The following is a 25,810-nucleotide window of genomic DNA, read 5'->3' on the forward strand; positions in this document are numbered from 1 at the left end:
TCCTCCCGTTCGTCTTGTTATCCGGCTCGGGCGACACTGCCCTGCGCCGCACCGCGCGACAGCCAGTTGGCGCCGCCGATGAGAACGCCGAGCAGAACGGTTTGCACCAGGCTGAAGGCGGCGGTCTTTCCGAGGTTTCCGCCTTCGTAATAGTCGAGCAACAGCACCGACATCACCATGGTGTTGCTGGTGTAGAGAAACAACGACGAACCAAGTTCGCGGATCGCCAGCACGAACAGCAGTGTCATCGAGGCGATCACGCCCGGACGCGCCAACGGCAGCACGATTGTCCTGATCGTGCCGAGCACGCCCTTGCCGCAGACCCAGGCCGCTTCCTCGAGCTCGCGATGAATCTGCAGGAACGAGGTCGACAACGACTTGACCGTGTCAGGCATGAAGCGCGCGATGAACGCCAGCGCCAGAATCCAGATCGTGCCGTAGAGACCGCCCGGAATGCCGATCCAGGCCCAAAGATAGGCGACGCCGACCACAAGGCCGGGGATCGCGACCGGCAAAGTCGAAATCACATCGATCCAGCGCCGGCCCGTCACCCGGGTGCGGTGAATGGTGTAGCCGATGGCGAAGGCGAGCGCGCCGCCGACTACAGCGGTGATCAGCCCCACCTCAACCGAGTTATAGATCGAGCGCATGGTCAGCGGATTGTCGAAGATGCTCTGAAAATGCATCAGGGAATACTGCCTGGCGTCGAACAGGCTGCTGACGTCGCGGATGAACATGAATTTTCGAAATGCCGCGACGATAAGCGCGAGCAACGGCAGCACCACCACGACCAGGAGATAGACGATGCCAAGGCCGAAGGTGAACCAGCGCCAGCGCCCGAGATCCAGGCTGCGCGGGCGGAACGCCTTGCCGGCGACGGTGGTGTAGCTGCGGCCGCTCAGCACCTTCTGCTGCAGGAACACGAGCAGGCCGGTGACGACCATCAGAATGATCGCAACAGCTGCGGCCGTGTTGTAAAGCGGCGGTGACCAGTTGGTGAGCTTGAAAATGTAGGTTGTCAGTACGGCAAGGTTGGTCGGCGCGCCCAGCACGGCGGGAATGCCGTAGATCCCGAGCATGACGATGAACGACAGCAACATGCCCGAGACAATCGCCGGCATGATCAGCGGAAACGTCACCGAGAACAGCGTCGCGAACGCGCTGGCGCCGGATATCTCGGCAGCCTCTTCCAGGCTGGGGTCCATGTTACGCAGGGCCGATGCGGTAAACATGTAGACATACGGCGCATAGTAGATGCCGAACACGAACACCAGGCCCCACATCGAATAGAAATCGACGCGCCAGTCCAGCCCGATCCATTTGAACATGGTGTTGATCAGGCCCGTTTTAGGTGAGCCGAGGATCGCCCATGCGACGCCCGCGACCAGCGGCGGCGCGAACAGCGGCAGAATACTGGCTGCCGCGATGACCCCCTTGAACGGCGTGTTGGTGCGGACGACGATCCAGGAAAACAGCAGGCCGACCACGACCGCGATCAGCGTTCCGCCGCCACAGGCGATCAGCGTGTTCGCCAGCGCCTCGGCGACATTCGGGTTCGCCAGCACGGTGAGGAAGTTGGTGACCGAGAGATGACGGAGCGAGATGCCCTCGACCACCGGATTGGTGTCGGTGAGCGCGCCGAGCAGCAGCATCAGGATCGGGTAGATGACCAGAAAGCCGAGGATCACCAGCAGGACCGTGACCCACAAGCCGGCCCACGCGTGCCGCCCCTCACTGGCGCTACGCATGACTTCGGTGCGCCGGCTCGTCTGTCCGTTCAACGCGCTTTCCCCTCGCCGGTGACCGTCTTTTTATGGAATTGCGGTCGCGATACGCAAAAGCCTAGTCGATTGCGCGGCGCACGGAAAGGTATCCGAAAGTCGGCGCGCGGATATGGCGCGGCGGCCGTCCCTTCGCATACGCATCATGCAGCGGCGTGCCTGTGGCTTGTGCCGCGTCCGTAGTACACGCCGCGGTGGGCGCGACCGCCCCGCGTGGAGAGCCCTGTCTGATGTCACTGGATACAACCGCAAAGCCGTCAGTCACAACCATGGACGGCCTGCCCCCGGAACTCCGGCGCTGGGCGGTCGCGGCGATCTTTACCGCGCTGGCGATGGCTTCGCTGGATACGGCGATCGCCAACGTCGCCCTGCCCGCCATCGCCGCCGACCTCCATGTCAGCCCCGCCGACGTGGTCTGGGTGGTCAACATCTACCAGATCGCGCTGGTTGCGACGCTGCTGCCGCTCGGCGCGCTCGGCGAGATCGTCGGCCATCAGCGGATCTATCTCGGCGGCCTGCTGCTGTTCACGCTGGCCTCGCTGGGTTGCGCCCTGGCCTGGTCGCTGCCCAGCCTGACGGCGGCCCGCGCGCTGCAGGGATTGGGCGCCAGCGGCCTCATGAGCGTGAATGCGGCGCTGGTCCGTTTCGTCTACCCGACCCACATGCTCGGCCGCGGCTTCGGCCACAACGCGCTGGTGGTTGGAACGGCCTTCACGTTCGGACCGACGATTGCCTCTGCGATCCTTGCGATCGGAACATGGCCGTGGCTGTTCGCGATCAACATTCCCTTCGGCGTGATCGCCATCTGGATCGGCCTGAAGACCCTGCCGAATACGCCACGCGCCAAGCACGCATTCGATTTCACGAGCGCAGCGCTGACCGCAAGCTGTCTTGGACTCTTTATTATTGGAATAGGCAGCGCAGCGCATCAGGCGCCTCCCGCCCTGGTCGGACTGGAACTCGGCGCTGCATTACTGCTCGGCTGGATGATGATCCGCAGAGATGCGGACCATCCGGCGCCGATGTTGCCGATCGACCTGTTTCGACGGCCGATGTTCGCGCTGTCGGCCGCAACCTCGGTCTGTTCATTCGCGGTGCAGGGACTGGCCTTCGTCTCGCTGCCGTTCTACTTCGAAGACGTGCTGCACCGGTCCCAGGTCGAGACCGGCTTCTTCATGACGCCCTGGCCGCTGGTGGTCGCGATCATGGCGCCGATCGGAGGCCGGCTGTCGGACCGCTATCCCGTCGGCATCCTTGGCGGCCTCGGGCTGGTGCTGCTCGGCATCGGCATGGCGCTGCTGGCAACGCTGCCACCAGACCCCGGCATCGCCAACATCGTCTGGCGCATGGTGGTTTGCGGGATCGGATTCGGTTTCTTTCAGACGCCCAATTTGCGGGCACTGATGTCGAGCGCGCCGCCGCACCGCAGTGGAAGCGCGAGCAGCATCGTCGCAACCGCTCGCTTGACCGGGCAGACGCTCGGCGCCGCGCTCGCCGCCCTGTGTTTTGGCCTTGCCGGCCATGATGGCGCGACGCTTGCATTGGCGCTCGGCGCCGGGTTTGCTGCGCTCGGCAGCGTGATGAGTTTCCTGCGTCTGACCGTGGGTGCTCCGCGCAATACATGACTGTCATCGCCCGGCGGCGATCGGGCCGACGCGATGGATTTGGAGGACGAGTTGCGACTTCTCAGTATGCTGGCCGGCGCGTGTCTCCTGCTGTTTCCGGCCGCCCTTCAGGCCCAGACAGTCTGGGACATGCCAACGGAATATCCGCAAAACGCGATGCCGGGCGTTGGCCTGACGGCCTTCACAAAACATGTCGCCGAATCCAGCGCAGGCAAACTCGAGATCAGGCCGACCTTCGACGCCAAGGCTGGCATCAAATCGGCCGGCATGCTCACAGCGATTGCGGAAGGCCGGGTGCAGGCCGGCGATGCCTTCGCCGGCGCGCTCGAGGCAGAAGACCCGATCTTTGCGCTGCCTTCGCTGCCGTTTCTGGTGACGTCGACGGCCGACGCCAAACGCCTTGCCGATATCGCGCGGCCGCATCTTGCAGCGGCGCTGCAGAAGAAAGGCCTGCGGCTGCTTTATCTGACGCCCTGGCCACCTTCCGGCATTTGGTCGAAGACACCGCTGACGTCGCCGCCCGATCTGACCACCCTTTCGATCCGCACCTATGACAAGACCTCAACCGAGGTATTCCTGAGCGTCGGCGCCAAGGCCGCATCGATCAGTTTCGCGGACACGATACCGAAACTGGTCGACGGCAGCATCAACGCGGTGTTGTCGTCGGGAGACGGCGGCGCCGGCCGCAAACTTTGGGAGTATCTGCCCTGTTTCAGTGAAATCACCTATTCGCTGCCGCTTTCGATCGCGAGCGTCAATCAGGCGGCCTATGACAGTTTGAGCCCGGACACACGAGCCGCGGTCGATGCCGCCAGCCGTCAAACCGAGAGCGAATTGTGGCTCGCTCTCGCGACCCGGCTGGAGGAAAACTATCAACGCATGCGCCAGAACGGCGTCACGATCGATTCAAATCCCGAGCCGTTGATCGTTGAAGCGCTGCGAACGGGCGCGGCGGCGGCACAGCGTGCCTGGTGCACCCGGTCGGGGCCCGTCTGCGCCGAGATTCTCGGCGCCTTCAAGGCCAAACCATAGCGCCCCAGGTTGTCGGTGCAGAACGGACATGACAGCCATGCCGGGGCACATGCCCACGCAACACCGGCGGATCGGCTTTCATCCTGCGCACAAACGCATTTTCTTGATTTGAACTATTCCAAGTGGCGGGCCATCTTCCCGCGCGCAGCTCTCTCGATGGATTGAGCTAACAGGGGATAAGCGATGGCAAACCTCACAATTAACGGCAAATCAATCAGCGTGGACGTCGAGGACGACACGCCGCTGCTTTGGGCAATCCGCGAGAACGTCGGGCTGACCGGCACCAAATACGGATGCGGCATTGCACAATGCGGCGCCTGCACCGTCCATGTCGATGGGGTCGCGATGCGCTCCTGCGGCGTCACGGTCAGCGAAGCCGTCGGCAAGCAGATCATCACGATCGAAGGTCTCGTCAGCAATGGCGCGCTGCACAAGGTGCAGGAGGCCTGGGTGGCCAATGACGTGCCGCAATGCGGCTATTGCCAGAGCGGCATGATCATGGCGGTCGCAGCCCTTCTCAAGGAGAAGCCGAAGCCGACCGACCAGGACATCAACGAGGCCATCACCAATATCTGCCGATGCGGGACCTTTCAGCAGGTCCGCGAGGCAATCCACGCCGCTGCGAACGCTTGAGGGGGATGCCATGAACAAGCACGTCATGCCCAAACTCACTCGCCGCGGCTTCGTGATCGGCACGGCTGCGGCCGGCACCGGCCTTGCGATCGGCCTCGATATTCCTTTTGGCGGGCCGACCGTGGTCCGCGCTGCCGACGGCTCGCCTGAGGTCAATGTCTGGGTGGTGATCCGCCCCGACAACACCACCGTGATTCGCATCGCCCGCTCGGAAATGGGTCAGGGCACCCTCACCGGCCTCGCCCAGCTCGTCGCCGAAGAGCTCGAATGCGACTGGTCGAAAGTCGTCACCGAGTATCCGACGCCGGGTCAAAGTGTCGCACGCAAGCGCGCCTGGGGCGATTTCTCGACCGGCGGCAGCCGCGGCATCCGCACCAGCCAGGAATATGTCCGCAAGGGCGGCGCCACCGCGCGCGTGATGCTGGTGCAGGCCGCCGCGAACGAATGGAAGGTGCCGGCCTCGGAATGCACCGCCGCCAACAGCGTCATCACCCACCCGCCGACGGGCAAGACCACGACCTACGGCAAGGTGGTGGAAGCCGCGGCGAAGCTCGAGCCGCCGGCCGAGGTGAAGCTGAAGGACCCGAAGGACTGGAAGATCATCGGCAAGGGCGTCAAGCGGCTCGACACCGTCGACAAGACGACAGGCGCGATGATCTACGGCGCCGACGTCAAGCTGCCCGGCATGCTCAACGCCGCGATCAAGGATTGTCCGGTGTTCGGCGGCAAGCTGAAGAGCTATGACGAAGCCAAGGTCATGGCCATGAAGGGCGTCAAGAAGGTCGTGCGCGTCAGCGACAGCAGCGTCGCGGTCGTCGCCGATACCTGGTGGCACGCCAAGACGGCGCTGGATGCGCTGCCGATCGTCTGGGACGAAGGCGAGAACGCAAAGGTCTCCAGCGAGTCCATCGCCAAATGGCTGGCCGAGGGCCTCGACAACGCACAGCCGGCTTACATCGGCAACCAGAACGGCGACGCCAAGGCCGCGATTGCCGGCGCTGCCAAGAAGGTCGAAGCGGTCTACAACTATCCCTACCAGAACCACGCCACGATGGAGCCGATGAACGCCACGGCGCTCTATACGTCGGACAAATGCGAGGTCTGGTGCGGCACGCAAAACGGCGAGGCGGCATTTGCAGCTACGCTGGAAGCGTCGGGATTGCCGGCCGAAAAATGCGAGGTGCACAAGCTGATGCTGGGCGGTGGCTTCGGCCGCCGCGGCATGACCGATTATGTCCGCCAGGCGGTGACGATCGCCAAGCAGATGCCCGGAACGCCGGTCAAGCTGCTGTGGTCGCGCGAAGAGGACATGGCGCAAGGCAAATTCCATCCGGTCACGCAATGCAAACTGACGGGGGCCTTCGATGCCGACAACAATCTCACGGCGCTGCACGTGCGATTGTCCGGCCAGTCGATCCTGTTCTCGGTCCGTCCGGCCGCGCTGGAAAACGGCAAGGACCCCGCCGCCTTCCAGGGCCTCAATGCCACGGGCGAAGCGGCGATCGGCTACAGCGTGCCGAATTTGCTGGTCGAGCATTCCATGCGCAACCCGCACGTCCCGCCCGGCTTCTGGCGCGGCGTCAACGTCAATCACAACGCGATCTATCTGGAATGCTTTATGGATGAACTGGCGCAGTCGGTCGGCCAGGATCCGCTGGAATTCCGCCGCAAGCTGATGAGCAAGCATCCAAAGCATCTCGCCGTGCTCAACGCCGTGGCCGACAAAATCGGCTGGGGCAAGCCCGCGCCGCAAGGCGTCTATCGCGGGATTGCCCAGGTGATGGGCTATGGCAGCTATGTCGCGGGTGCCGCGGAAATCTCCGTCACCGAGGGCAGCAAGATCAAGGTGCATCGCATCGTCGCCTCCACCGATCCCGGCTACGTCGTCAACCCGGCGCAGGTCGAGCGGCAGATCGCGGGGTCCTTTGTCTATGGCCTCTCCGCCTTGTTCTATGGCGGCTGCACCGTGAAGGACGGCAAGATCGAGCAGACCAATTTCGACACCTACAACTCGATGCGCATCGCCGAGATGCCGAAGGTGGAGTCCGTCATGGCACCGAGCGGCGGCTTCTGGGGCGGCGTCGGCGAGCCGACCATCGGGGTTGCCGCACCAGCCGTGCTCAACGCCTACTTCGCAGCCACCGGCAAGCGCATCCGTTCAATCCCGCTGCGGGACCAGAACATCACCTTTGCCTGACAATAGCGGGCGGCGGCCCGATCCGGCCGCCGCCCCTTTTTTCCGGATTGCAGCCATGGACGCCACGCGCCCGATGACGCGCAGGGATGTCGCTCGCGGCATCGCCGCGTCTGCGGTGGCGGCGTTGCCCTGCCCGTCATTTGCGCAAGGAGCGGCGCGGATTGTCGTGATCGGCGGCGGCTTCGGCGGCGCAAGCTGCGCGCGGGCGCTGCGGAAGCTTGATCCAAAACTTCAGGTCAGCCTGATCGAGCCAAATCAAACCTTTACCGCCTGCCCCTTCAGTAATGAGGTGATCGTGGGTATGCGGGAACTGCCGGCGCAGCAATTCAACTATGACAAGATCGCCGCTGCAGGCGTGACCGTCATTCCGCAAGCCGCCGCGAAGGTCGATCCCGAGAAGCGTATCGTCACGCTGGCCGATGGCAATTCGCTCGTCTACGAGCGCCTGGTGCTGTCGCCCGGCATCGATCTCCGCTTCGACGCCTTGCCCGGTTATGACGAAGCCGCCTCCGCCAAAATGCCCCATGCATGGAAGGCCGGCGAACAGACGCTCATGCTGCGCAGGCAGCTCGAAGCCATGGAGGATGGCGGCACGGTGGTAATCGCAGTGCCCGCGGCCCCCCTGCGCTGCCCGCCCGCGCCTTACGAGCGCGCCAGCCTGATCGCGCATTACCTGAAAACGCGAAAGCCGCGCTCAAAAGTCCTGATCCTCGACGCCAAGGACGGTTTTTCGCAGCAAAGGCTGTTCGAGGCGGCGTGGAAGGAGCTCTATCCCGGCATGATCGAGCGGATCGCGCTCTCGCAAGGCGGACGGGTGACCTCGGTCGATCCTGCGACCAGCACCATCATCACCGATTTCGGCAATTATGTCGCCAATGTCGCAAGCGTGATCCCGCCGCAGAAGGCCGGGCGCATCGCCGAGCTTGCGGGCGCCGCCGACAATACCGGCTGGTGCCCGATCGATCCGACGAATTTCGCCTCGAAACTGGTGCCTAATATCCATGTCATCGGCGACGCCTGCATTGCCGGGCAAATTCCGAAAGCGGCGTCGGCCGCCAGCGCGCAAGGCAAGGCCTGCGCGGCCGGTATCGTGGCCATGATATCGGGCAAAGCGCCCGAGACACCCCGGTTGAGCGGCGCCTGCTACAACACGGTCGCGCCGGGCTACGCGTTCTCGCTGTCAGGCGTCTATCAGCCGAAGGACGGTCAGTTCGTCGAAGCCGAAGGCGCGACGAGCCCGGTCAACGCGCCGCGCGAGACTCGTCAGCGCGAAGCGGAAAGTGCGGAAAACTGGTTCAAGACAATCACGGTGGAAACCTTTGGCTAGATCGGCGCGCCATATCGGGACGTGGATTGCGGCCGCGTTGCTTGCCCTGCCCGGCCCGGCCGGCGCGCAGGCGCTGCGGCCCTATACCGTCGTCGGCGACGCCATTCCGGAACCGCTCACGAATGCGCGAGGCGACGTGGTGCGCGGGCGCGCCCTTGTCGTCGAACGTTCCAGCACTTGCATCCTCTGCCACAGCGGCCCATTTCCCGAACAGAAGTTCCAGGGCGACCTGGCGCCTGACCTTTCCGGTTCCGGCAGCCGCTGGTCCGAGGGTCAGCTTCGGCTTCGGCTGGTGGATGCGTCCCGCCTCAATGCCGCGACCATCATGCCGTCCTATTATCGCGTCGACGGCCTCGATCGCGTCGGGACGACGTGGCGCGGCAAGCCGATTCTGTCGGCCGAACAGATCGAGGATATCGTGGCGTATCTCGGAAGCATGCGCGAATAGGAAGCAATGATGCAGCAACCGCCAAATTCATCACGCCGCCAGTTCCTCGGCCTCGCCGGTGGCGCAGCCGTGCTCGGCGCGATCCCCATCGTGACCCTACGTCCCGCCGAGGCGACGCCTGCGATGCTGGCCTCGGCGATCCAGAATGTCACCGGCGGCGCGGTGGTGCGGACCGGCAAGGTCAAGCTCGACATCCCGCCGCTGGTCGAGAACGGCAACACGGTGCCGATGACGGTCAGCGTCGCGCACCCGATGGCCCCGGAGGATCACGTCCGGAGCATTTACGTCTTCAACGAAAAGAACCCGCAGCCGAACATCGCCAATTTCCATCTCGGTCCGCATAACGGCCGCGCGCAGGTTTCGACCCGCATCCGCCTCGCCGACAGCCAGAAGATCGTCGCGATCGCAAAGCTCTCGGACGGCTCGTTCTGGTCGGCCAGCGTCGATGTCGTGGTGACGCTGGCAGCCTGCACCGAGGAGGTGATCTGATGGCATCCGCCCTGATCAACGTTCCAGCGAAAGCCAAGCGCGGCGACATTATCGAGATCAAGACGCTGATGTCGCACATCATGGAAACCGGCTATCGCCATATGGCGTCAGGCGAAGTCGTTCCGCGCGACATCATCACGAGCTTTATGTGCCGATTCAACGGGAACGAGATTTTCCGCGCCGACCTGTTTCCGGCGATCGCCGCCAATCCCTTCATCACCTTCTTCACCACCGCAACCGAGAGCGGCAAGTTCGAGTTCGAATGGATCGGTGACCAGGGATTTTCCGAGACCGCGTCGGCTTCGATATCGGTCGAATGAGATTTTCCGGCGCCATAGCCGTTGCGCTGCTGATCGCGGGCACCGCCTTCGCCGCCGAAATCCCGCAAGCCGAACGCCGGTCCGGCTACGACTTCATGAAGCCGGACACCAGGGCAATGCAGGACGAGGATACCGCCAATCCCGGCATGCTCTGGGCGCTCGACGGCGAGGCGCTTTGGAAGCGAAAGCTGGGTGCCGCCAGCATGGCCTGCGCCGATTGCCACGACGATGCCCGCACCAGCATGAAGGGCGTGGCGGCCCGTTACCCTGCTTTCGGTATGGCGCTTGGCCGTCCCGTCGATCTGGAGCAGCGCATCAATCTTTGCCGCAGCAACCACCAGCAGGCGACGCCGCTGCCTTTCGAGAGCCGCGAACTGCTGGCGCTTACGGCCTTTGTCGCACGCCAGTCGCAGGGCACCGCCATCGAAACCGGCGCCGACCCGCAACTCGCACCGTTCATTGCCAAGGGCCGCGAGCTCTACATGCAGCGGCAGGGACAGCTAAATCTCGGCTGCACCAATTGCCATGACGATAACTGGGACAAGCGGCTCGCCGGCTCCGCGATCACGCAGGGGCACCCGACCGGCTACCCGCTCTACCGGCTGGAATGGCAGTCGCTGGGATCGCTGCAGCGGCGCCTGCGCGCCTGCATGTCAGGCATCCGCGCGCAGGCCTATGATTACGGCGCGCCGGAACTGGTCGAACTCGAGCTGTATCTGATGTCGCGGGCGCGCGGCATGCCGATGGAAGCGCCGGCGGTCAGACCCTAGCGTCGCAGATACCTACCGCTCTGCGAAAGCCTTCTCGACCACGAACTGGGCCGGCTCGCCGTGATTGCCCTCGACAAAACCCTTGCCGTTGAGCAGCGCACGCGTGTCGGTCACCAGCGCCGGGCTGCCGCAGATCATGACGCGGTCATATGCAGCATCGAGCGAGGCCAGCCCGATATCGGCAAATAGCTTACCGGAGTTGATGAGGTCGGTGATGCGGCCGCGGTTGCGGAACGGGTCGCGCGTCACGGTCGGGTAATAGACCAGCTGGTTGCGGATGTATTCGCCGATCAGTTCGTCGTTCGGCAGTCTTTCAGTGATCATCTCGCCGTAGGCGAGTTCTTTCACGCGGCGGCAGCCGTGCAGCAGCACCACCTTCTCGAACCGCTCATAGGTCTCGGGATCCTTGATCACGGAAAGGAACGGGGCCAAGCCCGTGCCAGTGCCGATCAGATAGAGGTTGCGGCCGTCTTCGAGGTTGTCGATGACCAGCGTGCCGGTGGCCTTGCGGCTGACGATGATCTCGTCGCCCTGCTTCAAATGCTGGAGCCGCGAGGTCAGCGGGCCGTCCGGCACCTTGATCGAGAAGAATTCGAGGCGGTCCTCGTAATTGGCGCTGGCGACCGAGTAGGCGCGCAGCAGCGGCTTCTCGCCGACCTTCAGGCCGATCATGGTGAACTCGCCGTTGCGGAAACGGAACGAGGGATCGCGCGTGGTGGTGAAGCTGAATAGCGTATCGGTCCAGTGATGGACGCTCAGAACGCTTTCCTGGTTGAAATTGCTCATCGCACCGTTCCCTGACCTGCGCGCCGGATTGACCGGCTCAATCATTCGTATACGATCATTCGTATACGAATGAATAATCCAGCTTGATCCGATCGTCAAGCCGGGCAGAATGTCCGGCGAAGGCATTGAACCAAAAGGAAAAACCATGGCCCACGATGCATCCCAGGCGACCGGCCCGAGCAAGCTGGTGATCCGCAATATCGGGCTGCTGCTGTCGGGGGCCCTGGAGAAGCCGATCCTGGACGGCGATACGATCGTGGCCGAGAACGGCAAGATCACCGCCATCGGACGCTTCAAGGACGTCAACACCGAAGACGCCACCGCCGTGGTCGACGCCAACGGCACCACCGTCGCCCCGGGCCTGATCGACAGCCATGTCCATCCCGTCGCCGGCGACTGGACGCCGCGGCAGAACCAGATCAACTGGATCGACAGCTATCTCCACGGCGGCGTCACCACCATGATCTCCGCGGGCGAGGTCCACATGCCGGGCCGTCCCCGCGACGTCGTCGGCCTGAAGGCAATGGCGATTTTTGCGCAGCGCGCGTTCTGGACGCTGCGCCCGGGCGGCGTGAAGGTTCACGCCGGCGCGCCAGTCATCGAATGCGAGATGGTCGAAGACGACTTCAAGGAATTGGCCGCGGCCGGCGTCAAGCTGCTCGGCGAAGTGGGTCTGGGCGGCGTCAAGGACGGCCCGACCGCACGCAAGATGGTGGGCTGGGCGCGCAAATACGGCATTCAGAGCACAATCCACACCGGCGGTCCCTCGATCCCGGGCTCCGGTCTGATCGACAAGGACGTGGTGCTGGAGGCCGACACCGACGTGGTCGGCCATATCAATGGCGGCCACACAGCCCTGCCCGACGACCAGATCCGCTGTATTTGCGAGGGCTGCAAGCGCGGGCTGGAGCTGGTTCACAACGGCAACGAACGCTCGGCGCTGTTCACGCTGCGTACCGCGCGCGAGATGGGCGACCTGCATCGCGTCATCCTCGGCACGGATGCACCAGCCGGCTCCGGCGTGCAGCCGCTCGGCATTTTGCGCATGGTCTCGATGTTGTCCTCGCTCGGCGACCTGCCCGCCGAACTCGCCTTCTGCCTCGCGACCGGCAACACCGCCCGCATGCGCGAACTCGATTGCGGCATCATCGAAGTCGGCCGCTCCGCCGATTTCGTGCTGATGGACAAGGCGCAGCATTCACCGGGCAAAAACATCCTGGAGAGCGTGCAGCTCGGCGACCTCCCCGGCATCGGCATGACCATCATCGACGGCATCGTCCGCACCCAGCGCAGCCGCAATACCCCGCCGGCCGGGAAGGTGCCGGAGATCATCATCGGGCAGTGAGCCTGCCGAATTGACTCAAATGTCGCCGGGACACGGCTGACAAACCTACGATCGTCCCCTGAAAGCGGTGAACGAATTGCCAGCCGGCCCCGACAAAAGCGGGCTGCCCTGGTGGCGGCCTATTTTGCTTAAGTCATCAAGGAAGGCGTGAAGAATTCCCGGCAGATTTTCGGCGGATGCTTGGCCTGACTCGTTTGCCGGTATTCAGGGCTGAAGCTCATATCCAGAACCTATGATCTGGATCACACTCATTCTCATGTTCTCGTGTTCTTATTGACCTATTGCCCCTACCAGCCGCCGTGGAACCCAAACATGGCTGCTTTGCGGCGAACAGCCAGCATGGTACGCTTTGGATGCTGGAAAGATTGTTTGCCAAACGCTGTAATTGCAACAGCTCAAGGACACCAATCTGAGCGATGGCCGAGATTCGCGATTTCAAAAAGGGCCGAGTTGGCGCGCCACCGCGCGACCCAATGCCACGCCGCCTTGCGGCCATCGTAGCAGGCGATATCGCCGGTTACAGCCGCCTGATGCAGATCGACGAAGAAGGCACGCACAACCGTGTCAAGCGCATCGAGCGCGATCTTATCGAACCCAGCATCGTGGAACATCACGGCAAGCTTGTTAAAACCACCGGCGACGGGTTCATTGCGATTTTCGATAGTCCTGTCGAGGCTGTTCGCTGCAGCATCGTGATTCAGCAAAATCTGGTGGGACGCAACACGTCACTGCCGAAGCATCACTGGATCGAGTATCGAATTGGCGTCAACCTCGGCGATGTCATCATCGAAACCGACGACGTCTACGGCGATGGCGTCAATATTGCCACGCGGCTTGAAGGCATCGCCCGGCCCGGCGAAGTCTATATCTCCGGCGGGATCTACGAACAGATAAAGCATAAGCTGGTTTGCGGATATGAATCGCTCGGTGATCGCCATGTCAAGAACATCACCGACCCGGTGCGGGTCTATCGGGTGCTTTCCGATCCGGCTGCGCTCCTGCAAAACCGGAAGCGGCGCGAAGGCATTCTGGCCTCCTTGCTGATCCTTGCGCTGCTGCTCATTGCGGGCGGCGTTCTCTGGTACACGTTCTCGCCAACCGGCAAGCTGCCAAATCTGGTTTCGGTTCCCGTTTCACCTCCGGCTGAAGTGCAGAATGCGCCCGCCGCAAAACGACCAGCGCCGCCCGCTCAGCCTGCGCCGCCGACCGCGGCCCCAACTCAGCAGCAGGCGACACCTCAGCCTGCCCCCTCTCCGGCACCCAAACTTGCCCCCTCTCCGGCACCCCAACAGGCCGCGCCCCTACCGCCGCCCGCCTCTCCCTCTCCCGCCACGCAGGCAGCCGCGTCGGTTCGAGAACCTGAGATGATCTCGCTTCGGGGTGGCAGCTTCACGATGGGCAGCAATGAAGATGTTTCGGAAAAGCCGGTCCGTCAGGTAACGGTCAAGCCGTTTGCGATGGGGAAATTTCCGGTCTCCGTGCGGGAATGGAACGCATGCGCGGCCGCAAAGGCCTGCGGATTTACCGCCACCGGAAAGGACGATGCGCCCATTGCAAACGTCAGCTGGAGCGACGCAAGGCAATATGTCGCGTGGCTCGCGGAAACCACCCGCAAGCCGTATCGACTGCCGAGCGAAGCTGAATGGGAATATGCAGCGCGCGGCGGCACGCAAACCAAATTCTGGTGGGGCGATCAGTTTCAGCAAGGCATGGTCAACTGCAGGAACTGCAGTGACATTCCAGCCAACGATCAGCCGGTCAAGGTCGGCAGCCTGAAGCCAAATCCCTTTGGGCTTTTCGATATGGGCGGCGGCGTCGATCAATGGGTCGAGGATTGCTGGCATAAAAACTATCAGGGCGCTCCCACGGACGGATCAGCGTGGGTGGAGAACGAATGCTCCTCGCACGTCATCCGTTCCGGTTCCTGGCGGAACGACTCGAGCTATGCCCGGGCATCAAACCGCGGCAGCTATGACACCAACGTGCGATATCCCACGCACGGGTTCCGCGTCGCACTTTCCCCCTAGGGAGCGTTGAAGAGGACGGTCATGAAATACATGCGGCGCATCGTTCTTGCAGCAGCGCTCACTTGCTTGCCATTCGCGGCATTCGCCCAAGGCAAGCCTGCACACAAGGATGCTCTTCTCTATTTCGTGTGGCCGCAGAACGGAACCACCATTAAAGGCGGATTCTGGTGCCGCTTTGGTCTGCGCAACATGGGCATAACGCACGCGGGCGACAACTACTCAAACAGCGGCCATCATCACCTTCTGATCGACGTCAATGAGCCGCTCAATCCCAATGAGCCGATCCCGCAAGACAAGTCACATCTTCATTTCGGGGCGGGTCAGACCGAAGCGCGGATCGAACTTCCACCCGGCAAGCACACGCTTCAACTCGTGCTGGGGGATGCCGACCACTTTCCGTTCAATCCCCCGGTGGTCTCGCAGAAAATTACCGTGACGATCAAATAGAACTGCTGGCCTCGAATTACCTGTTCTGCGTGATCGGCTGATTGGTGGTCCAGTCGAAGGTACCTTGGTCGCGTTCGTCGACCGCGTGCTTCCAGCCCATTTTCTCGGACCGCCGCTTGAAGTTCAGCCCCTCGGGAGAATGCCGGGTGATGCCGTCGAACACGGTTGCGATCATCTGCGTGCCCATCAGGCCCATATTGTAAAGCGCCTGGTTGACCATCAGCTTCTGCATCATGAGCTGGTTCTGCGGCACGGTAGCCATCCGGTGCGCGAGCGCGTCCACCTCATCGTCGAGCCTGTCGGCCGGAACGGCCTTCAGCACGAGGCCGAGCGCCGCCGCCTCGATGCCCGTGATCTTGTCGCCGGTGAACAGCATGCGCTTGGCCTTCTCGGCGCCGAGCCGATAGACCCACATGGCGGTGGTCGGACAGCCCCAGACCCGAACCGGCGGATAACCGATGCGCGCATCTTCCGCCATCACGATCATGTCGGAGCACAGCGCGATATCGGAGCCGCCGGCCACCGCAAACCCGTGCACCTTGCAGATCACCGGGCGCTTCGAGCGGAACAGGCTCATGAACTTGTTGGTATTGTCGGACATCGCCGCGTAATCCTTCATCGGATCCCACGGCATTTCCTGCGTATAGCGGTTGGCGCTGTCGCCGGAGGCATAGGCGGTCAGGTCGTATCCGGCGCAGAAGGCTCGGCCCGCCCCCGCAAGCACGATCACATGCGCGTCCGGATCGTTGTCGGCGCGGGCAACTGCGTCGGCGAGCGCATCCGGCAACTCGTCGTCGATCGCATTCATGACTTCGGGCCGGTTCAGCGTAATGCGCGCGATGCGGCCATCACGCTCGTAGAGGACTTTGGCCATGTGCGGCTCCCCTCGAAAATGGATCAGATTTTCGCGAAGTCGCCGTGGCGGCCCTTGCCGCCGGCAAAGCGCGCAGCCCCGTCGGCGCCTTCCTTGAAGACGGCCTCAACGCCGTTGGTCCATTCCTGCCGCAAGGCTTCGCGAACCGGCAGGCCATAGGTTTCCACCACCGAGCGGCGATCGGCCCGCACGGCGGCTTGCGGAAACCGCGCGATCTCGCGCGCCATCGCTTCGGCCGCGGCGCGGGCGCCACCGCTCTCGACAACCTGCTCGCACATGCCGATGCGCAGCGCTTCATCCGCCGGGACCTTGCGTCCGGTCAAAATGATTTCCATTGCCCGTCCCTGCCCGACCAGACGCGCCAGTCGCACGGTGCCGCCATCGATCAGCGGAACACCCCAACGCCGGCAATAGACGCCGAAATAGGCACTATCGGCCATCACGCGGATATCGCACCACAGAGCAAGCTCCATGCCGCCGGCGACTGCCGGCCCCTCCACCGCGGCGATCACCGGCTTCGACAATTCGAGGCGCGTCGGCCCAAGCGGACCGCGCGGCGCAGGGTTTGCGCCGGTCGGGAAGGCCAGACCATCGACGACGTGGCGCTGGAAGGCATCGCGATCAGAGAGCGTGCTGGCGAATTTGAGATCCCAGCCGGCGCAGAACGCGCCACCCTCGCCCCACAGCACCGCGACGCTTGCGGAATCGTCGGCGTCGAATTCTCTGAAGGCTTGCACCAGCGCGTCCGCGCTGTCGGGGTCCATCGCGTTGCGCGCTTCCGCAAACCGGCTGTGGACGACGGTCCACACCGCACCCTGCTTTTCGATCCGGACCATTTCGCTTACTCCCCTACTGTTTTGATTTGCGTGCGGCCTTCACGTTCTTCGACACCGTCGGGGCAAGGCATTGCGCCAGCATCATGCGAAGCAACGTCTGCGCACCGGTTTGCAGAAAATCCAGCCGGCCCGCGATCTGCAGCACGAGGGCCCCGATCATCTGGCTGGTGAGCAGCGCCACCCACGGCCGAACCTCTGAAGGCTTGAGGCCGCGCACCTCGGTCAGCGGCAAGGCGATGCGTTCCAGCACCTTCCATAGCGCCTGGTTGAGTTCTTCATCCGACGGTTTGCCGACGCCGAGCCGCTTGAGGCCGCGGAACGCATAGAGGCCCAGATTTATCTCGAACCGGTGTTCGAGGTAGTAGTTCAGGAAGGCCCCGCAGGCCGCCTCGACCTGCGCCTCCGGATTCCGCGCGGCAGCCACAGCCTCGGCAACGTAGGTATCGAGCGCCGCCAGTGACTGCTTCAGCAGTTCGGCATAGATCGCCTCCTTGCTGTCGAACAGCGGATAGATCGCGCCCGTGGTGCAGCCCGCGCGAACCGCGATGCCGCGCATGGTGGCGCCTTCCAGCCCCTGTTCGGCGAATTCATCGCGCGCGGCGCGCAGGAGAAGCTCGCGCTTCGCGCCCTTCACGACGTCCGACCAGTCCTTGGTAACGGTTGCGGGCTTGCTCATGATAACGATGTTATCATTTAATTTGTGTTGAAGTCAATAGTAACGATGATTTTACCGCAGGCGACGATCGACCGATCACGCAAACGCGCGGCGCAAACACAGGGTCGATAGCGCCGAGGCCCTGCTCTCGCGCTTCCTCGTGCCGCTCGCAACGTCCTGGACTGCAAGCCCACGCCGTCGCTGCTTGCGCAATTGCCCGAATGCTACAGCGGTAACGGTTATTTCGAGGAAGGCTTGCTGGCCGCTCCCGCGAAGCGCTGCACGATGCGACACTGCGACCGGACTGGTAGCACCATCGTTATTTTCGCTGATCGCATTGCGGTGTATGGTCGGCGAGCAAACCCCGGCTGGCGGCACTCTCAAAAGAGGAACTCAACGCGCCGGTTAATTTCTTGCTGCTGCATGCCGCTGAGCCGTGTTGCTGTACATCGAGGCAAACAGGGAGCAGTACGATGAACATTCGGCCCGACCCCACGTTTCACGCTTCGCCAAGGCTTGCCATGGAAGCTCCGCCGGAGGGCTTCGCCTATACCGTGCTGCTCAGCCCGGACGCTTCAAAACCGGACGCCCTTGCTGTCATCGACGTCAAGCCGGGCTCCTCGAGCTACGGCCAGGTGGTTCACACCGTGATGATGCCCAACAAGGGCGACGAGTTTCACCATTTCGGCTGGAACGCCTGCTCGTCGTCCCTGTCGCCGCTGACCGGCCACGCCTTCCTCGAGCGCCGCTATCTCATCATCCCCGGCATGCGGTCGTCCCGCATCTACATTGTCGATACCAAGCCGGACCCCACCAAGGCGGCGATCCACAAAATCATCGAGCCGGAGGAAATCTTCAGGAAGACCGGATATTCGCGGCCCCACACGGTTCATTGCGGACCGGAAGGCATTTACGTCTCTACGCTCGGCGGCGGCGGCAAGAACGGCACTGACGGACCGCCCGGCGTCTTCATCATGGATTGCGAGACCTTCGAGGTCCTCGGACGGTGGGAGATCGATCGCGGCCCCCAGACAATGCACTATGATTTCTGGTGGAATCTGCCACGCGACTACATGGTGACGAGCGAGTGGGGGTTGCCGCCGCAGTTCGAGAACGGAATCGTGCCGGAGGATCTGCTCTCGAACAAGTACGGTCACCATATTCACTTCTGGGATCTGCGGGCCCGGCGAAACGTGCAGACGATCGATCTCGGGGCCAATCACCAGATGGGGCTGGAAGTGCGTCCCGCGCATGATCCGGTTCGCGAATACGGCTTTCTGGGCACCGTGGTCGACACCACCAACCTCGAAGGCTCGATCTGGACCTGGTGGCGCGAGGGCGGCAAGTTTCACGTCGAGAAGACGGCGACGATTCCACCCGAGCCGGCGGCGAAGGAACAACTGCCGCCGCTGCTGCAGGGCTTTGGCGCAGTGCCGCCGCTGGTGACTGACATCGACCTGTCGATGGATGACAAATTTCTCTACGTCGCTTGCTGGGGCACCGGCGAGATGCGTCAGTACGACGTCAGCGAGCCGAGAAAGCCGAAGCTTGCCGGATCGGTACACATCGGCGGCATCGCACGCCGCACACCGCACCCGAACGGCAAGACGTTTGGAGGCGGTCCGCAGATGGTCGAGATCAGCCGCGACGGCAAGCGGGTGTACTGGACCAACTCGCTCTACTCGACATGGGACAATCAGTTCTATCCCGACGGCGTGCCCGGCGCCCAGGTGATGGCCAATGCGAAGCCGGACGGTGGCCTCGAACTGGCAAAAGACTACTGGGTCAACTTCCCCGACGGATACCGCGCGCATCAAGTCCGGCTCGACGGCGGCGACTGTTCGACGGATTCGTTCTGCTATCCCTCGGTTTGAGTTTGAGCGCAGCCTATTGGACACCTGCCTGGCTCTGGCTGGCTGTCATCGCGAGCGGCCTCTATCACGGCGTCAACCCGGGCATGGGGTGGCCGCTCGCCGTTTCGGCCGGATTGATGGAGAAGAGCCCGTGGGCGCTGGTGGCCGCGCTTTGGCCACTCACGGCCGGCCATCTGCTCGCAATGCTCCTGGTGATCCTTCCCTTCGCGTTGCTGGTTACCGTCGTCGAATGGCAGCGCCCGATACAGATCGGAGCCAGCCTCCTCGTCATCGCCTTCGGTCTATTTCGATTTGCCAACCGGCGCCATCCAAGGGCGCTGGCGCGGATATCGCCGGCGCAATTGGGGCTTTGGTCGTTCGCCGTCGCGCTCGCCCATGGCGCGGCGCTGATGCTGGTGCCGATCTATCTCGGGCTCTGCCGGGAATCCGACCTCGACAGAAGCCATGAGGCCGCCGGTACGCTCATCAATGCCAATCTCGGCATGGCCGTGCTCGTTGCCACCGTCCACGCCGCCGCGATGATCGCCGCCGGCGGATGTTGCGCGTGGCTCGCCTACCGCTATCTCGGCCTCAAATTCATATCGCAAAGCTGGTTAAATCTGGACACCATCTGGGCCGTCAGCCTCATCCTGGTCGGCGCGATCGCGCTGCTGCTCAATTTCGTTTAGCGCAGCCGCTAACTCCGTCATCCTGAGGTGCGAGCGAAGCGAGCCTCGAAGGATGAGCGGCCACCGATCGGGCCGTCGCCCTTCGAGGGCCGCGCTACGCACGGCCACCTCAGAGAGTGTGATTTTTTTGACGTCGGGCAAGCCAGTCTAGCCGATAGCTAATGCAGTGTGATTCTCTGGCGATATGGATTCGCGGGAGGCGATGATGGCTGCCGATGAATTGTTTGGAGACCTGCCGGAGCAGGCGAAGCCGCAAGCCGAAGCGGCGCCGCTCGGCGCGCCGCGGCTGCGTGAACCGCAACGCGACCAGATCGCGTTGCGCGCGGTGGATATCGAGAGCCTGATCGGGGAAGACCATCCGGTGCGCCTGATCTGGTCTTATGTCGAAGAGCTTGATCTGAGTGAACTGGAGAACCGGATCAAAGCCAGGGGCGACCGCCCCGGTCACCCCACGACATCGCCGCGGCTTTTGCTGGCGCTGTGGCTCTATGCCACCAGCGAGGGCGTTGGCAGCGCACGCGCCTTGGAACGGCTGTGCGAGAGCCACGATGCCTATCGTTGGCTGTGCGGTGGCGTGTCGGTGAACTATCACATGCTGGCGGACTTCCGGGTCGGTTGCGCCGATCTGCTGGACCGGCTGCTCAGCGAGCATCTGGCGGCGCTGGCGAAGGCTGGCCTCGTCAATCTGGAGACGCTGGCGCAGGATGGGGTGCGGGTCCGGGCCAGCGCGGGAGCCGCCTCGTTCCGGCGCGAGGCGACACTCGACCGGCACCTGGCACAGGCTGAGGCAGCGGTGGAAGATCTCAAGCGCGAGGTCGATACACGCTCGGACGCCAGCAATCAGCGCACCCGGGCGGCCAAGGAGCGAGCCGCGCGGGAGCGCCGCGCGCGCGTGAAAGCGGCGCAGACGGCGCTGGCCGAGATCAAGCAGCAGCGCAAGGAGCGCGAAGAAAAGCGCGGCAATGGCAAGAAGCCGAAGGAGCCGCGCGCATCCACGACGGACGCCGATGCACGGGTCATGAAGATGGCCGACGGCGGCTTCCGCCCAGCTTACAACGTGCAGGTAACGAGTGCGGCCGGCCAGCAGATCGTCGTTGACACCAGGATTTGCAACACCGGGTCCGACCGCGGCCTGATGCGTCCCATGCTGGAGCGGCAGCGCACGCGCCCTGGCGGTCTGCCCAAAGACCATCTCGTCGATGGCGGCTTTGGCAGCGCGGAGGACATCGAATGGGCGCATGCCGAGGGCGTCGAGGTCTTTTGTCCGCCCACTCAATCCAAGCACGGCACCGATCCGTACCTGCCGCGGCGCGGCGACGGCCCGGGGGTACTGGCCTGGCGCGCGCGAATGGCGAGCGAAGCGGGCAAGGCCCGGTACAAGCCCCGTTCGATTTGCGAGTGCATCCATGCCCGCTGGCGCAACTGGGACCTGCGGCAATTAACCGTGCGCGGCATCGAAAAGGTCCGCGCCGTCGTGCTCTGGTACGCCCTCACCAACAACATCCTGCAAGGCAACCGCCTCTGCAGTGCATAAACGAGAGCTCATCGACAAACTCAAACCCCAAAACCGCCATTTGCCGCGACGAGCAGCCGCCACCTCGCTCCAAAGCTCCGCAGCGGCCAAAAGCGTCACAAGCTCTCAGGGTGACGGATCACGTTGAGTCCGGTTCGCTACATCAGCCCTGGCGCAGAGACAGAGGCCATCATTCAACGCAGCTTGTCGAGCAACGCGATCAGGGTCTCGCGCTCCTTTGCATCGAGCGGCGCCAGCGTCTCGCGGCTGATCGCGAGCGCGTTCGGCGCGGCCTTCTCGGCCAGTTGCTGGCCGGCGCGCGTGAGACTCACGAGCAGCCGGCGGCCGTCCTCGGGGTCGGGGCTGGTCTCGGTCAGGCCGCGCGCGGTGAGGCGGTCGATCACGCCCTTGATGGTGGCGACGTCCATCGCCGTCAGACGGCCCAGCAGGTTCTGCGAGCACGGTCCGGTCTCGGTCAGTTTTGCCAGCGCCGCCCATTGCGTCGGCGTCAAATTGATGCCGATTTCGCGGGCGAAGATGGTGGCATGACGCTGCCAGACCTGGCGCAGGACGAAGCCGATCTGCTCGTCGAGAATGTAGGACGGCCGCGCAGGCTTGACCGCTCGTTTCGGCGAAACACTCCTTGCCATCTGCGCCCGCCCCTTCCCTTGCCAGCCGCTTACAGCGACAGATGCGCGTCCCGGATATCCGGCCGCGCATCGAGTTCCGCCATCGTGCCGCCGAAGCAGATCTTGCCGCGTTCGATGATGTAGGCGCGATCCGAAATCAGCCGCGCGAAATGCAGGTTCTGCTCCGAGACCACGATGCTGACGCCTTCTCGCTTCATCGCGAGGATGGCCTCGACCATCTGTTCGACGATTTTTGGCGACAACCCTTCCGACGGCTCGTCAAGCAGCACTAGCGACGGATTGCCCATCAGCGTCCGCGCGATGGTCAGCATTTGCTGTTCGCCCCCGCTCATGCGTCCGCCCGGGCGGTTGCGCATTTCGCCGAGATTGGGAAACAGCGTGAACAGCTTTTCACGGGTCCATTGCGGCGCGTTGGGCCGCTTCGGTTGCCGGCCGACTTCGAGATTTTCCTCAACCGTCAGGTCCGTGAAGATGCGCCGCTCTTCCGGCACGTAGCCGAGCCCGCCGCGCACGATCGCATGCGTCGGCTCGCGCGAGACGTCCTTGCCTTCGAAGACAATCCGTCCCGTGCGGTTCTCGACGAGGCCAACGATGGAGCGGAACGTCGTCGACTTGCCGGCGCCGTTGCGGCCGAGCAGCGCGACTACCTCGCCCTCGCCGACTTCCAGCCCGATATCGAACAGGATATGCGCCGGGCCATAAAAACTGTTGAGATCCGCGACCTGCAACTTCATGCGCCGGCTCCCTCGCGGTGGCGCGCATCATAGACCAGACCTTCGCCGAGATAGATGGCGCGCACCTGCGGGTTGCCGCGGACCTCCTCGGGCGAACCTTCGGCGATCAGGCTGCCGCGGTTGAGCACCAGGATGCGATCGGCATGCTCGAACACCACGTCCATGTCGTGCTCGGTGAAGAGCACGCCGATCGACTGTTCGCGGGCGATGCGCGCGGTGAGCCGCATCAGTTCGATCCGCTCGCGCGGCGCCATGCCCGCGGTCGGCTCGTCCATCAGCAATAATTTCGGCTGGTTGACGAGCGCGATCGCAAGCTCCAGCCGCTTGAGATCGCCATAGGCGAGCTCGCCGCACGGACGCCCGGCATAGGCGCCCATGCCGACGAGATCGAGCAGCCGGCCGGCCTCCTCGCGCGCGTAACTTGCGGTCGAGCCCCAGAGATTGAACAATTGCCGTCCATACGACACCAGCGCGACCTGCACGTTCTCGCGCACGGTCATGGTCGGGAATGTCGCGGTGATCTGGAATGTGCGCCCGACGCCGAGCCGCCAGATCGCGCGCGGTTTCCGGCCGACCGTGTCCTCGCCGAGCAGCGTGATCCGGCCGCTGTCTGGTGTGTTCTGGCCGTTGAGCATATCGAAGCACGTGCTCTTGCCCGCGCCGTTGGGTCCGATCAGCGCCAGGATTTCGCCCGCGCGCAGTTCGAACGACACGCCGCGCACGGCATGCACGCCGCCATAGGACTTGCTGAGATTTTGAACCGACAGCAATGTTGGGACCATGCTCATTCGGCAACCTCTACCCGGGAGGTGGCAAGCGCGGATTTCTTGTCTTCGGGGGACCGCCGGCGATTCCAGATCGCCTCCAGCGTGCCGACGATTCCCTTGGGGAAAGCCACCACCATCAGCACGATGAAGCCACCCAGCACCAGTTTCGAGAGATCAGTCTGGCTGACCAGCCAGATATTGGCCGCCTTGAACACGATGGCGCCGACGACTGCGCCGGAAACCGTCTCGACGCCGCCGAGCAGCACCATGACCAGCGCATCGACCGACAGCGAGATGCCGAGGCTATCGGGGAACACGCTTCCCTTCAGATAGGCAAACAGCGCGCCGCCAATACCCGCAACTGTGCCTGATATGACAAAGGCCGTCCATTGCACGCGCTTGCCGTTGATGCCGATCGCTTCGCTACGCAGCGGCGAGTCCCGCGTCGCGCGCAACGCAAAGCCGAACGGCGAGAACACGATCACGCGCAACACTGTGACCGCGAGTGCGGCGATCGCAAGCGACAGCCAGTAAAAACTGGCCGGGCCGGCGGCCCACTTGTCCGGCCAGACGCCGAGGATACCGTTGTCGCCGCCGGTCACTGTGACCCACTGGAACGCGATCGACCAGACGATCTGCGCAAAGGCGAGCGTCAGCATCGCGAAATAGACGCCGGACAATTGCACGGCGAAGAATCCGAACACGGCGGCGCCCATCAGGCCCAGCAACGGGCCGAGCAACAGCGAGACGATCATCGGCAATCCCGCTGCCTTGGCGAGGAATGCGACACCATAGGCGCCAAGCCCGAAATAGGCGGCGTGGCCGAACGAGGCGAGTCCGCCGACCGACATCAGGAAATGCAGGCTGGCGGCAAAGATCACGAAGGTCGCGATCTCCGAGCCGACGGTGAGCGCGTAATTTCCGGCGAACAGCGGCAGCGTCGCCGCAAGGACCAGCGCGCCGATCGACACCATCCGCTCGCCCGAGGTCAGCGGCCGCCACGGATTGACGGTCAGGCCCGGCGTGCGGCGCGCGGCGGCCTCCGGCTTGCCGAACAGGCCCCACGGCCGCACGATCAGCACCACCGCCATCACCAAAAACACCAGGATGATGGAGATCTTCGGGAAAATGAGAATACCAAAGGCGTTGAGTTCGGACACCAGCACGGCGGCGACGAAGGCGCCGATGATGCTGCCGAGCCCGCCGATCACCACCACGACGAACACGTCGACGATGATGCGCAGGTCCAGCGCGTGATGCACGGCATCGCGCGGGATCTGCAGCGCGCCGCCGAGCGCCGCGAGAAAGACGCCGAGCACAAATACGCTGGTGAACAGCCATTTCTGGTTGACGCCGAGCGCCGCCACCATGTCGCGGTCCTGCGTCGCCGCGCGCACCAGCACGCCCCAGCGCGTGCGCTGGAACAACAGCCACAACACGCCGAGCACGACCGGACTGAGCGCGATCAGGAACAGATCATAGCTCGGGATATTCTGGCCGAAGAAATCGACCGCACCCCTGAAGCCCGGCGCGCGGCGGCCGAGCAGATCGTCCGGTCCCCAGATCAGCACCACGATATCCTGGACCATCAGCGTGAGGCCGAAGGTCGCGAGCAACTGGAACAGTTCCGGCGCATGGTAGATCCGCCGCAGCAGCACCATCTCGACCAGCACGCCGACGACCGCGACGACCAACGCCGCCACGACGATGCCGCCCCAGAACCCGAACGCGCCGGAGAAGCGCTCGGTCAGCGTGAACGCGACATAGGCGCCGAGCATGTAGAACGCGCCATGGGCAAAGTTCACGATCCGCGTCACGCCGAAGATGATCGACAGCCCCGACGCGACCAGGAACAGCGATGCCGCGCTGGCGAGACCGGTCAGGAACTGAACGAAGTAAAAGGCCATGGGCGGTCCGGGTTGGGTGTCGCTTTACCTCGCCCCGCTTGCGGGGAGAGGTCGGATCGGATCGCCCTTGCGATCCGGGTGAGGGGTACAGGTCGATCAACTTGC

24 protein-coding genes are annotated in these 25,810 nt (G+C 63.6%); 15 read left to right on the top strand and 9 right to left on the bottom strand.

What is annotated here, in order from left to right:
* Nucleotides 1-17: 17 nt before the first annotated feature.
* Nucleotides 18-1,781, bottom strand: a complete 1,764-nt coding sequence (locus V1283_RS23625; protein WP_334388880.1) for an ABC transporter permease — start codon at nt 1,779-1,781, stop codon at nt 18-20.
* Between the two features lie 230 nt (nt 1,782-2,011).
* On the opposite strand from V1283_RS23625, the gene V1283_RS23630 reads away from it, so the two are divergent.
* The 9 genes from V1283_RS23630 to soxA all read left to right on the top strand — a co-directional run bounded on the left by V1283_RS23630 (nt 2,012) and on the right by soxA (nt 10,622).
* Complete coding sequence (locus V1283_RS23630) at nt 2,012-3,406, top strand: MFS transporter (protein WP_442895774.1); 1,395 nt, start codon at nt 2,012-2,014, stop codon at nt 3,404-3,406.
* 51 nt (nt 3,407-3,457) lie between these two features.
* Nucleotides 3,458-4,438, top strand: a complete 981-nt coding sequence (locus V1283_RS23635; RefSeq protein ID WP_334388881.1) for a TRAP transporter substrate-binding protein — start codon at nt 3,458-3,460, stop codon at nt 4,436-4,438.
* 183 nt (nt 4,439-4,621) lie between these two features.
* Entirely contained in the window at nt 4,622-5,071 is a 450-nt protein-coding gene (locus tag V1283_RS23640; RefSeq protein WP_334388883.1) for a (2Fe-2S)-binding protein, read from the top strand.
* 10 nt (nt 5,072-5,081) lie between these two features.
* Nucleotides 5,082-7,268, top strand: a complete 2,187-nt coding sequence (locus V1283_RS23645; protein ID WP_334388884.1) for a xanthine dehydrogenase family protein molybdopterin-binding subunit — start codon at nt 5,082-5,084, stop codon at nt 7,266-7,268.
* A 55-nt stretch (nt 7,269-7,323) separates the two neighbouring features.
* Nucleotides 7,324-8,595: an NAD(P)/FAD-dependent oxidoreductase gene (locus V1283_RS23650; protein ID WP_334388885.1), complete on the top strand. Its 1,272-nt coding sequence runs from the start codon at nt 7,324-7,326 to the stop codon at nt 8,593-8,595.
* On the top strand, nt 8,588-9,043 hold the full coding sequence (soxX, locus tag V1283_RS23655; RefSeq protein ID WP_334388886.1) for a sulfur oxidation c-type cytochrome SoxX: 456 nt from the start codon (nt 8,588-8,590) through the stop codon (nt 9,041-9,043). The genes V1283_RS23650 and soxX overlap by 8 nt, the downstream gene beginning before the upstream one ends.
* A 9-nt stretch (nt 9,044-9,052) precedes the next feature.
* Nucleotides 9,053-9,532 (top strand): SoxY-related AACIE arm protein, encoded by a 480-nt coding sequence (locus V1283_RS23660; protein WP_334388887.1) that lies wholly within the window; start codon nt 9,053-9,055, stop codon nt 9,530-9,532.
* Nucleotides 9,532-9,852, top strand: a complete 321-nt coding sequence (gene soxZ / locus V1283_RS23665) for a thiosulfate oxidation carrier complex protein SoxZ (RefSeq protein WP_334388888.1) — start codon at nt 9,532-9,534, stop codon at nt 9,850-9,852. The genes V1283_RS23660 and soxZ overlap by 1 nt, the downstream gene beginning before the upstream one ends.
* Nucleotides 9,849-10,622, top strand: a complete 774-nt coding sequence (gene soxA / locus V1283_RS23670; protein WP_334388889.1) for a sulfur oxidation c-type cytochrome SoxA — start codon at nt 9,849-9,851, stop codon at nt 10,620-10,622. The genes soxZ and soxA overlap by 4 nt, the downstream gene beginning before the upstream one ends.
* Before the next feature lie 12 nt (nt 10,623-10,634).
* On the opposite strand, the gene V1283_RS23675 is transcribed toward soxA, so the two are convergent.
* Nucleotides 10,635-11,408 carry a ferredoxin--NADP reductase gene (locus V1283_RS23675; RefSeq protein ID WP_334388890.1) on the bottom strand — a complete coding sequence of 258 codons (774 nt, stop codon included), beginning with the start codon at nt 11,406-11,408 and terminating at the stop codon, nt 10,635-10,637.
* Between the two features lie 145 nt (nt 11,409-11,553).
* On the opposite strand from V1283_RS23675, the gene V1283_RS23680 reads away from it, so the two are divergent.
* The 3 genes from V1283_RS23680 (at nt 11,554) to V1283_RS23690 (ending at nt 15,227) form a co-directional block, all read left to right on the top strand.
* Nucleotides 11,554-12,753 carry an amidohydrolase family protein gene (locus tag V1283_RS23680; RefSeq protein WP_334388891.1) on the top strand — a complete coding sequence of 400 codons (1,200 nt, stop codon included), beginning with the start codon at nt 11,554-11,556 and terminating at the stop codon, nt 12,751-12,753.
* Nucleotides 12,754-13,169: 416 nt separating this feature from the next.
* The gene (locus tag V1283_RS23685) at nt 13,170-14,780 is read left to right on the top strand and encodes an SUMF1/EgtB/PvdO family nonheme iron enzyme (RefSeq protein ID WP_334388893.1); all 1,611 of its coding nucleotides are present in this window, start codon (nt 13,170-13,172) and stop codon (nt 14,778-14,780) included.
* 21 nt (nt 14,781-14,801) lie between these two features.
* The gene (locus V1283_RS23690) at nt 14,802-15,227 is read left to right on the top strand and encodes a DUF4399 domain-containing protein (protein WP_334388894.1); all 426 of its coding nucleotides are present in this window, start codon (nt 14,802-14,804) and stop codon (nt 15,225-15,227) included.
* Nucleotides 15,228-15,243: 16 nt separating this feature from the next.
* Here V1283_RS23690 and V1283_RS23695 read toward each other — a convergent pair whose 3' ends face one another.
* Genes V1283_RS23695 through V1283_RS23705 form a run of 3 tightly spaced genes read right to left on the bottom strand, consistent with a single transcriptional unit; the run spans nt 15,244 to nt 17,613 of the window.
* Complete coding sequence (locus V1283_RS23695) at nt 15,244-16,101, bottom strand: crotonase/enoyl-CoA hydratase family protein (RefSeq protein WP_334388895.1); 858 nt, start codon at nt 16,099-16,101, stop codon at nt 15,244-15,246.
* Between the two features lie 23 nt (nt 16,102-16,124).
* Complete coding sequence (locus tag V1283_RS23700) at nt 16,125-16,937, bottom strand: crotonase/enoyl-CoA hydratase family protein (protein WP_334388897.1); 813 nt, start codon at nt 16,935-16,937, stop codon at nt 16,125-16,127.
* 13 nt (nt 16,938-16,950) lie between these two features.
* Nucleotides 16,951-17,613 carry a TetR/AcrR family transcriptional regulator gene (locus V1283_RS23705; protein ID WP_334388898.1) on the bottom strand — a complete coding sequence of 221 codons (663 nt, stop codon included), beginning with the start codon at nt 17,611-17,613 and terminating at the stop codon, nt 16,951-16,953.
* 452 nt (nt 17,614-18,065) lie between these two features.
* On the opposite strand from V1283_RS23705, the gene V1283_RS23710 reads away from it, so the two are divergent.
* The 3 genes from V1283_RS23710 to V1283_RS23720 all read left to right on the top strand — a co-directional run bounded on the left by V1283_RS23710 (nt 18,066) and on the right by V1283_RS23720 (nt 21,668).
* On the top strand, nt 18,066-19,466 hold the full coding sequence (locus V1283_RS23710; RefSeq protein WP_334388899.1) for a selenium-binding protein SBP56-related protein: 1,401 nt from the start codon (nt 18,066-18,068) through the stop codon (nt 19,464-19,466).
* A 2-nt stretch (nt 19,467-19,468) separates the two neighbouring features.
* Complete coding sequence (locus V1283_RS23715; RefSeq protein ID WP_334388900.1) at nt 19,469-20,134, top strand: hypothetical protein; 666 nt, start codon at nt 19,469-19,471, stop codon at nt 20,132-20,134.
* Nucleotides 20,135-20,336: 202 nt separating this feature from the next.
* A complete protein-coding gene (locus V1283_RS23720) occupies nt 20,337-21,668 on the top strand; it encodes an IS1182 family transposase (RefSeq protein WP_334388901.1) in 1,332 nt (443 codons plus the stop codon).
* A 173-nt stretch (nt 21,669-21,841) separates the two neighbouring features.
* Here the strand turns inward: V1283_RS23720 and V1283_RS23725 are convergent, their stop codons facing one another.
* From V1283_RS23725 to V1283_RS23740, 4 genes are read right to left on the bottom strand one after another with little or no spacing between them, the layout of a single operon-like run.
* The gene (locus tag V1283_RS23725; protein ID WP_334388902.1) at nt 21,842-22,297 is read right to left on the bottom strand and encodes a MarR family winged helix-turn-helix transcriptional regulator; all 456 of its coding nucleotides are present in this window, start codon (nt 22,295-22,297) and stop codon (nt 21,842-21,844) included.
* A gap of 29 nt (nt 22,298-22,326) precedes the next feature.
* Nucleotides 22,327-23,031 (bottom strand): ABC transporter ATP-binding protein, encoded by a 705-nt coding sequence (locus V1283_RS23730; protein ID WP_334388903.1) that lies wholly within the window; start codon nt 23,029-23,031, stop codon nt 22,327-22,329.
* Nucleotides 23,028-23,819, bottom strand: coding sequence for an ABC transporter ATP-binding protein (locus tag V1283_RS23735; RefSeq protein ID WP_334388904.1), 792 nt, complete (start codon nt 23,817-23,819; stop codon nt 23,028-23,030). Before V1283_RS23735 ends, V1283_RS23730 begins: the two co-directional genes overlap by 4 nt.
* Nucleotides 23,816-25,705, bottom strand: coding sequence for an ABC transporter permease (locus V1283_RS23740; protein WP_334388905.1), 1,890 nt, complete (start codon nt 25,703-25,705; stop codon nt 23,816-23,818). The genes V1283_RS23735 and V1283_RS23740 overlap by 4 nt, the downstream gene beginning before the upstream one ends.
* Nucleotides 25,706-25,810 lie beyond the last annotated feature (105 nt).

The organism is Bradyrhizobium sp. AZCC 2262 (assembly GCF_036924535.1).
Classification (GTDB): Bacteria; Pseudomonadota; Alphaproteobacteria; order Rhizobiales; family Xanthobacteraceae; genus Bradyrhizobium.

Excerpts from the sequence above, each read along its gene's own strand:
- soxZ (WP_334388888.1), top strand. The coding sequence starts at position 9,532 with ATGGCATCCGCCCTGATCAACGTTCCAGCGAAAGCCAAGCGCGGCGAC.
- V1283_RS23725 (WP_334388902.1), bottom strand. The coding sequence starts at position 22,297 with ATGGCAAGGAGTGTTTCGCCGAAACGAGCGGTCAAGCCTGCGCGGCCG.
- V1283_RS23735 (WP_334388904.1), bottom strand. The coding sequence starts at position 23,819 with ATGAGCATGGTCCCAACATTGCTGTCGGTTCAAAATCTCAGCAAGTCC.
- V1283_RS23690 (WP_334388894.1), top strand. The coding sequence starts at position 14,802 with ATGAAATACATGCGGCGCATCGTTCTTGCAGCAGCGCTCACTTGCTTG.
- V1283_RS23630 (WP_442895774.1), top strand. The coding sequence starts at position 2,012 with ATGTCACTGGATACAACCGCAAAGCCGTCAGTCACAACCATGGACGGC.
- V1283_RS23700 (WP_334388897.1), bottom strand. The coding sequence starts at position 16,937 with ATGGTCCGGATCGAAAAGCAGGGTGCGGTGTGGACCGTCGTCCACAGC.
- V1283_RS23645 (WP_334388884.1), top strand. The coding sequence starts at position 5,082 with ATGAACAAGCACGTCATGCCCAAACTCACTCGCCGCGGCTTCGTGATC.
- V1283_RS23640 (WP_334388883.1), top strand. The coding sequence starts at position 4,622 with ATGGCAAACCTCACAATTAACGGCAAATCAATCAGCGTGGACGTCGAG.
- V1283_RS23740 (WP_334388905.1), bottom strand. The coding sequence starts at position 25,705 with ATGGCCTTTTACTTCGTTCAGTTCCTGACCGGTCTCGCCAGCGCGGCA.
- V1283_RS23680 (WP_334388891.1), top strand. The coding sequence starts at position 11,554 with ATGGCCCACGATGCATCCCAGGCGACCGGCCCGAGCAAGCTGGTGATC.
- V1283_RS23710 (WP_334388899.1), top strand. The coding sequence starts at position 18,066 with ATGAACATTCGGCCCGACCCCACGTTTCACGCTTCGCCAAGGCTTGCC.
- V1283_RS23695 (WP_334388895.1), bottom strand. The coding sequence starts at position 16,101 with ATGGCCAAAGTCCTCTACGAGCGTGATGGCCGCATCGCGCGCATTACG.
- V1283_RS23675 (WP_334388890.1), bottom strand. The coding sequence starts at position 11,408 with ATGAGCAATTTCAACCAGGAAAGCGTTCTGAGCGTCCATCACTGGACC.
- V1283_RS23730 (WP_334388903.1), bottom strand. The coding sequence starts at position 23,031 with ATGAAGTTGCAGGTCGCGGATCTCAACAGTTTTTATGGCCCGGCGCAT.
- V1283_RS23720 (WP_334388901.1), top strand. The coding sequence starts at position 20,337 with ATGATGGCTGCCGATGAATTGTTTGGAGACCTGCCGGAGCAGGCGAAG.
- V1283_RS23650 (WP_334388885.1), top strand. The coding sequence starts at position 7,324 with ATGGACGCCACGCGCCCGATGACGCGCAGGGATGTCGCTCGCGGCATC.
- V1283_RS23660 (WP_334388887.1), top strand. The coding sequence starts at position 9,053 with ATGCAGCAACCGCCAAATTCATCACGCCGCCAGTTCCTCGGCCTCGCC.
- V1283_RS23685 (WP_334388893.1), top strand. The coding sequence starts at position 13,170 with ATGGCCGAGATTCGCGATTTCAAAAAGGGCCGAGTTGGCGCGCCACCG.
- V1283_RS23705 (WP_334388898.1), bottom strand. The coding sequence starts at position 17,613 with ATGAGCAAGCCCGCAACCGTTACCAAGGACTGGTCGGACGTCGTGAAG.
- soxA (WP_334388889.1), top strand. The coding sequence starts at position 9,849 with ATGAGATTTTCCGGCGCCATAGCCGTTGCGCTGCTGATCGCGGGCACC.